This is a genomic window from Candidatus Blastococcus massiliensis AP3, from assembly GCF_000582785.1.
Lineage (GTDB): Bacteria > Actinomycetota > Actinomycetes > Mycobacteriales > Geodermatophilaceae > Blastococcus > Blastococcus massiliensis.
In genome coordinates this window covers 1,228,147-1,235,385 of record NZ_HG931173.1, presented here as the reverse complement: position 1 = coordinate 1,235,385, position 7,239 = coordinate 1,228,147, and the positions used below count along the sequence as shown (strand labels likewise).

The following is a 7,239-nucleotide window of genomic DNA, read 5'->3' as shown; positions in this document are numbered from 1 at the left end:
AGGGCCCGCTTCGCGGCGCCCGGGTCGGCCTCGGAGTGCATGCCCGGCAGGCTAGTTAGGCTGCGGGAATGACGAGCCAGGGCGCGCGACCTGCACGGAAGGCCGTCATCCCCGTCGCGGGGATGGGCACCAGATTCCTCCCTGCCACGAAGGCCGTGCCCAAGGAACTGCTACCGGTCGTGGACCGGCCGGCCCTCCAGTACATCGTCGAGGAGGCCGCTCGTGCCGGCCTGCCCGAGGTGCTCATGGTGACCGGCCGCAACAAGGCAGCCATCGAGGACTTCTTCGACAGCACGCCCGAGCTGGAGACGGCGCTCGAGAAGAAGGGCGACGCCGCCCGCCTCGACGCCGTCCGTGCCTCGACCGACGTCGCCCAGGTGCACTTCGTCCGCCAGGGGGAGGCCAAGGGGCTCGGGCACGCGGTGCTGCAGGCGGCCGCGTTCGTCGGTGACGAACCCTTCGCCGTCCTGCTCGGCGACGACCTGATCGACGCCCGCGACCACCTGCTCGAGCAGATGCTCGAGGTGCAGGCCGAGCACGGCGGCTGCGTGGTCGCGCTGCTCGACGTCGGCCGGGAGAACATCGACAAGTACGGCGCGGTGGCGATCGAGGAGGACACCCAGGAGGGCGTCGTCACGATCACCGGTCTGGTGGAGAAGCCGCCGGTCGACGAGGCCCCCAGCAGCCTGGCGATCATCGGGCGCTACGTGCTCGCGCCGGAGATCTTCGAGGTGCTCCGCGGGACCGCGCCGGGCCGCGGCGGCGAGATCCAGCTGACCGACGCGCTGGCCACCCTGGTCGAGCGCGGGGAGCCGGTGCACGGCGTCGTCTTCGGCGGCCGCCGCTACGACACCGGCGACAAGCTGGACTACCTCAAGGCGGTCGTCCGGCTCGCCGCGGAGCGCGAGGACCTGGGGCCGGCGCTGCGTTCCTGGCTGCGCGAGTTCGTGACCGAGCTGCCCGCCGAGGGCGCGTCGTCGTCCTGAGCGGGCCTCGCGGGGGCACCATCGGGCATCGAGGCACGGTACGGGCCCCCGATCGGGGCCCGTACGTGCCGCACAGGCCGGTGTCACCGAACGGCGGACGGCACGGCGGACGGCAGTGGTGGTGGGGATGACCGGATCTATGGACGACGCGGACGGCACGGGCGGCGGGTACCGGGGGTACCGGGACACCGCCCAGGTCGACATGCCCATGGCGCCTCCGCGGCCCTCCGCCCCCATCCCGGTGCGGACGCGCGGCGGCGAGCCGTCCCGCGGCATCCCGCCGGTGCCGACCCCCCGGCCCATGGTGGAGGGCCCGATCCCGCTGCCGCCCGCCGAGTCGGTCCCGCTGTCGATCGTGTGCACCGTGGAGCGGCACCTCGACGAGATCCTCGGCAGCGCGCCGGAGGTGGACCCCATCGAGCTGGCCGTCCTGGACGCCCAGGGGCTGCTCTGCGCCGAGGAGGTCGTGAGCCAGCGGGCGCTGCCGGCGTTCGACCAGGCCGCGCTGGACGGCTACGCGGTCCGGGCCGAGGACGTCGCCGGCGCGCGCATGTCCGCACCGGTCTCGCTGGCCGTCGTCGGGGAGAGCGTCGCGGGCACGGGCGTCATCCCGACGTCCATCGGACCCGGTCTGGCGTTCCGCGTCGCCGCGGGCGCGATGCTGCCCGCGGGTGCCGACGTCGTCGTGCCCGCGGTCTGGACCGACCAGGGCACGGTGCGGGTCGAGGTCCTGGCCGGCCCGCCGGCCGGTGGATACGTGCGCCGCACGGGCGACGACGTCGCCCCTGGCGACCCCGCCGTCCAGGTGGGGACGCCGATCGGGCCCGCCCAGATCAGCCTGCTGGCCGCCGTCGGTCGCGAGCGGGTCCTCGTGCGGCCCCGGCCGCGCATCGCGGTGCTCTGCGCCGGAGCCGAGCTGGTCGACGTCGGCACCTCGCCGGCTCCCGGCCAGGTGGTCGACGTGAACAGCTACGCCCTGGCCGCGGCCGCCCGGGACGCGGGCGCCGAGGCGTACCGCTCCGGCATCCTGCCGACCGATCGCCGCCGCCTGACCGAGGTGCTCGAGAGCCAGCTGCTGCGCAGCGACCTGGTGCTCATCGCCGGCACCCTGGGGCCGGACGGGCGCGACATGGTGCAGGAGGTGCTCGCCGAGCTGGGCGAGATGCAGTTCCGCCAGGTGACGATGCACCCCGGGCCGGTCCAGGGGTTCGGCCGGCTGGGCCGCGACCAGGTGCCGGTCATCTGCGTGCCCGGCGAGCCGGTGTCCGCGCTGGTGGCCTTCGAGGTGTTCGTCCGCCCGGCGATCCGGCTCATGCTGGGCAAGCGGCAGCTGTTCCGCCGCACCGTTCAGGCGGTCGCCGGTCAGCCCCTGGTCTCCCCGCTGGGCTACCGCCAGTACCTGCACGGCACGGTGATGCGCCACCCCGACGGCGGCTACGTCGTCGAGCCGGTGGGCGACGGGACGGACGCCCTGCTGGCCCGCATGGCCCGCGCCAACTGCCTGATCGTGGTCGACGAGGACGTCACCGAGGTGGCCGCCGGTGGCCTGGTCACGGTCATGCCGCTGCTCCTCGGCGGCTGACCTGGAACCCGTCCTGCACCCCGGCTGGCCCGCCCGGCTGAGCTGGGGGCCGGTCGAGCTGCACCCGCTACGCCGCCGCGACGCCGCCGAGTGGAGCCGGCTGCGGCTCGTCAACGAGGAGTGGCTGCGGCCGTGGGAGCCCACGTCGGAGGTGTCCTGGGCGGACCGGCACACCCCGGCGACCTATCGCGCGGTGCGCCGCGCCGCGACCCGCCGCGCCCGCCTGGGCACGTCGGTGCCCTTCGCCGTCCGGGTGGACGGCCGGCTGGCCGGCCAGGTCACCGTGGACAACGTGGTGCGCGGTGCCCTCCGGTCGGGTTTCCTCGGCTACTGGATCGACGCCGGCGTCGCCGGACGGGGCATGGGGTCGCTGGCCGTCGCGCTCGCGTGCGACCACGCGTTCGGCGAGGTCGGGCTGCACCGGCTGCAGGCCGACATCCGGCCGGAGAACTCCCCGAGCCGGCGCCTGGTGGAGCGGCTCGGCTTCGCCCGCGAGGGGCTGCTGCGCCGCTACCTGGACATCGACGGGCAGTGGCGCGACCACGTCGCGTACGCGCTGCTGGCCGACGACCTGCCCGGCGGGGCCCTCGATCGCTGGCGGGAGCGCACAGGGCGGTGAGCCCAGCCGTTAGCACGGGGCGGGGCGGGCGACCGTCCCCGACGAGTCGACACGCCGACTCGTCGTCACACCAGTCACAGGACTGATCAGCGACACGCCGCGCGCCTCCCTCGATCGGGGGGGCGGTCTGCATAACCTCGCCGTCGCGAGTGACTCATGTGACAGGTGGTGTACGAAAATGGGATCAGGCGTGCTCTTGGCTGCTCTGGTCGTTCTCTGGTTCGTCGTGCTGGTGCCCATGGTGGTGACCCGCGGCGACGCACAGGGCGGCTGGACGGAGCGTGCCGACTCCGGTCGGACGCTGCAGCGACGCCGTGCGTCCGTCCCGGTCGTCGCGGCCGAGACGGAACGGGTGTCCATCGACCGCGCCGCACTGCTGACCAGCGGTGAGCTGAAGGTCGACGTGCATGCGCTCCGTCGCCGCACCCTCGGAGGGCTCGTCGCGCTCGCCGTCGTCTCGCTGGTCGCCGCCGTCGTCGTCAGCCCCTGGCTGTGGCTCGTGCAGTTCGTGCTCGACCTCGCCGTCGTGGGATACGTGCTGGTGCTGCGCAAGGTGGCCCGCCGCGAGCGGCTGGCCGCCCGCCGAGCGGCCCGTGCCGCCGCCCGCGAGAGGGTGCGCTCCGCCACCCGCACCGTGCCCGAGGCGCGTCCGGCTCCCGAGCCGCGGACGGCGCCCGAGGTGCAGGAGACCGTGGCGCAGCAGGGCCTGCCGCACCCCAGCGTGCCGCTGGCCCCGGTGGCCCAGTTCCGCGGCCGGATCGTCGCCGCTCGCACGCCGGCTCCCGCGGGCTGGCAGCACAGCGCCGTCGTCGGCCTGGACGACGACGACATCGGTTTCGCCGACATCGACGAGTACCAGCCCCGTCGAGTGGCCAACGCCTGAAAGGACCCTCCCGCGCGGGCCACCCGGTGGTGGCGCGGGAGGGGAGGCGCGGTAAAGTCGTGCCTCGAAGGGGCTGTGGCGCAGTCCGGTAGCGCACCTCGTTCGCATCGAGGGGGTCAGGGGTTCAACTCCCCTCAGCTCCACCCAGCAGGTCACGACACGCCGTCGGGCATCCGCCCGGCGGCGTTCGTGCGTCCCGACTCCGGCGATGCACGTCCGACACCGAGCCCTCGCGCTGCGTGACGGCGCTCGGTAAGTGCTCGATCTTCTGGTACGAAATCGTTCACATTCCGATGTGACCGGGGCGGATGCGCTGGTACGCAACCCCGGTGACCGGGGAGACGACGGCGCGGCTGCGCCAAGGGTGGGGCGGCGCTGCCGCTGCTGCGGTGCGCATCGCGGTGATCGCGGTGCTCGTGGCGGGGATGGCCGTCGTGGCGACGGGGACCGGACGCGCAGCGCCGTCCCTCCCACCGGGCTTCTCCGTGAAGGACATGCCCAGCGGGCAGAGCGAGCTGCTGACCGACTTCGCCTTCGCCCCCGACGGCAGCTACTTCACGACCGGCAAGAACGGCCGGGTGGCCTGGGTGTCCGCCGATGGTTCGGCGGCCCGGACGCTCGCCACCTTCTCCGTGGTGACGGTGCAGGACCTCGGGCTCAACGGGATCGCCGTCGCCCACGACTACGCGACCTCGCGGGTCATCTACCTCGCCAGGACCCTCACGGTGAACGGGCAGTGGACGATGCGGCTGAGCGCCGCCACGGTGGTGGGCACACCGCCCACCTCGCTGGCCCCCGAGCGCGTCATCTGGGACCTGCCGATCCAGGCCGACGTCCACACCATCACCGGCATCGTGGCCGCCCCCGACGGCACCCTGTGGGTGACGATGGGCGACGGCGCCGACTTCCGGTTCGTCGACCCCCTGGCGCTGCGCGCGCTGGACGTCAACACCGGTTACGGCAAGCTGCTGCGCGTCACGCCCGACGGCCGCGGAGTGGCCAGCAACCCGTACTACGACCCAGCGGCGCCCTCCTCCTGGCGCAGCCGCGTGTACGCCAGCGGCTTCCGCAGCCCCTTCCGGGTGAGTCTCGACCCGGCGACCGGCGCACCGCTGGTCGGCGACGTCGGCTGGAACACCTGGGAGGAGATCAACCTGGTCCGGCCGGGGGCCAGCTACGGCTGGCCCTGCTGGGAGGGCAACGGTCAGACGCCGGGCTACCGCGACATGGCGGCCTGCGCCGGCACGACCACGACGCCTCCGCTGTGGGCCTACCCGCACGGGCCGATGGGGACCAGCGTGACCGGAGGCATCGTCTACACCGGTTCGACGTACCCCGAGCAGTACCGCGGCGCCTACTTCTTCGGCGACTACGCCTCCCAGCGCGTCTACACCCTGCGCTACGACGACCAGGGCCGCCTGGTGCGCCAGCCCGAGGCCGGCGGCTTCGGCGTGGAGAACGGCATGCCGGTGAAGTTCGGGGCGGCCGAGAACGGCGACATCGTCTACGCCGACATCGGCGGATCGCGGCTCAAGCGCCTGGTCCACGCCGCCGGCAACCGCCCGCCGACGGCGGAGGCGACCATCACCAACGACCCGGCCTCGGCACGGTCCTTCACCTTCGACGCCAGCAGGTCGTTCGACCTGGACGGCGGAGCGCTGACCTACCGGTGGGACTTCGGCGACGGCGCCACGGCCACCGGGGCGCTCGTGACCCACGCCTACGGGGGCACCAGCACCGAACCGGTCACCGTGCGCCTGGACGTCACCGACAGCGTCGGGGCCACGGGCACCGCGACCCTGACCGTGGTGCCCGGGAACCGCGTACCGGTGCTGACGCTGACGACACCGCCGAGCAGCGAGCGCTACTCCGTGGGTGAGCGGGTGGTGCTCTCCGGGACGGCGCTGGACGCCGAGGACGGAGCCCTCCCGGTGACGTGGAGCGTCGTCCTCGTCCACTGCAGCGGGGGCTACTGCCACGACCACCCCGGCCGCTCGTTCACGGGGGCCGTGTACGACGTGCCGTTCGAGGACCACGGCGACGACACCCGGCTGCAGATCACGGCCAGCGCCACCGACCGGTTCGGCGTCCGCGCCGAGCAGGTCTTCGTGGCCCAGCCGCAGCTGCGGACCCTGACCCTCGCCTCGACGGTGCCCAGCCCCATCACCGTCAACGGTGTCGCCCGCGCCTCGGCCCAGGTGACGGCCGGAGCGCGGGTCTCCCTCAACGCGCCCCCGCTGGCCGGGGACGGCGTCGCGATGTTCGGTCGCTGGAGCGACGGGCAGCCGCGCGAACGGCAGCTGGTCATGCCCGACCGGGACGTGACGCTCACCGCCGAGTACGTGACGCCCATCGACCTGCGGCACGCGTTCGACCCTGGGCTGCGGGCCGTGGTGGGCGCGCCCGTCGGACCGGAGCAGGGGGACAGCTGGCTGCGCTCCCGGCAGTACGCCGGGGGGCGCGTGTACTGGTCACCCCAGACCGGGGTGCACGAGGTGCACGGCGAGATCCTGCGCTCCTACGACGCCACCGGCGGGCCCGGGCGCTGGGGTCCGCCGCTGAGCGACGAGACGGGGACCCCGGACGGCCGGGGTCGGTTCAACGTCTTCCCGAACGACGAGGCGATGTTCTACTGGACGCCCCAGACCGGCGCGCACGTCGTCTACGGCGAGATCTTCGGCCACTGGCGGGCCATGGGCTACGAGCGCGGCATGCACGGCTACCCGCGCAGCGACGAGCTCTCCACGCCCGACGGCCGCGGCCGGTACAACGACTTCGAGAACGGCGGCATCTACTGGCGGCCCGGTGTCGGCGCGCGCAGCGTGTACGGCGCGATCTACCAGAAGTGGGGCCAGCACGGCTGGGAGATGGGGCACCTCCGCTTCCCGATCACCAACGAGCTGGGGACGCCGGACGGCGTGGGACGGTTCAACCACTTCGAGGGCGGCTCGGTGTACTGGACGCCCCGGACGGGGGCCCACGAGGTGCAGGGCGCCATCCGGGAACGGTGGGCGGCGCTGGGCTGGGAGCGCTCGTACCTGGGTTATCCGACCAGCGACGAGTTCAGCGTTCCCGGTGGCCGGCGGACCAACTTCGAGCGTGGCTCCATCACGTGGACGGCGGCCACGGGGCGGGTCGTGGACCGGCGCTACTGAGCGCCGCTGGTTCC

General features: G+C 73.7%; 5 protein-coding genes and 1 tRNA gene. All 6 read left to right on the top strand.

All coding sequences use genetic code 11. The features are described 5' to 3' along the window. Nucleotides 1-68: 68 nt before the first annotated feature. The 6 genes from galU (at nt 69) to BN344_RS06055 (ending at nt 7,225) form a co-directional block, all read left to right on the top strand. Nucleotides 69-986 (top strand): UTP--glucose-1-phosphate uridylyltransferase GalU, encoded by a 918-nt coding sequence (gene galU, locus BN344_RS06080; RefSeq protein ID WP_040337368.1) that lies wholly within the window; start codon nt 69-71, stop codon nt 984-986. A gap of 139 nt (nt 987-1,125) precedes the next feature. Continuing rightward, nucleotides 1,126-2,568, top strand: coding sequence for a molybdotransferase-like divisome protein Glp (gene glp, locus BN344_RS06075; protein ID WP_231486521.1), 1,443 nt, complete (start codon nt 1,126-1,128; stop codon nt 2,566-2,568). Beyond that, nucleotides 2,528-3,187 (top strand): GNAT family N-acetyltransferase, encoded by a 660-nt coding sequence (locus BN344_RS06070; protein WP_231486520.1) that lies wholly within the window; start codon nt 2,528-2,530, stop codon nt 3,185-3,187. Before glp ends, BN344_RS06070 begins: the two co-directional genes overlap by 41 nt. A gap of 190 nt (nt 3,188-3,377) precedes the next feature. Then, a complete protein-coding gene (locus BN344_RS06065) occupies nt 3,378-4,070 on the top strand; it encodes a hypothetical protein (protein WP_231486519.1) in 693 nt (230 codons plus the stop codon). A 69-nt stretch (nt 4,071-4,139) separates the two neighbouring features. Next, nucleotides 4,140-4,213: transfer RNA gene (locus tag BN344_RS06060), tRNA-Ala, on the top strand. A 186-nt stretch (nt 4,214-4,399) separates the two neighbouring features. Then, on the top strand, nt 4,400-7,225 hold the full coding sequence (locus BN344_RS06055) for a PQQ-dependent sugar dehydrogenase (RefSeq protein WP_231486518.1): 2,826 nt from the start codon (nt 4,400-4,402) through the stop codon (nt 7,223-7,225). The last annotated feature ends 14 nt before the right edge of the window (nt 7,226-7,239 follow it).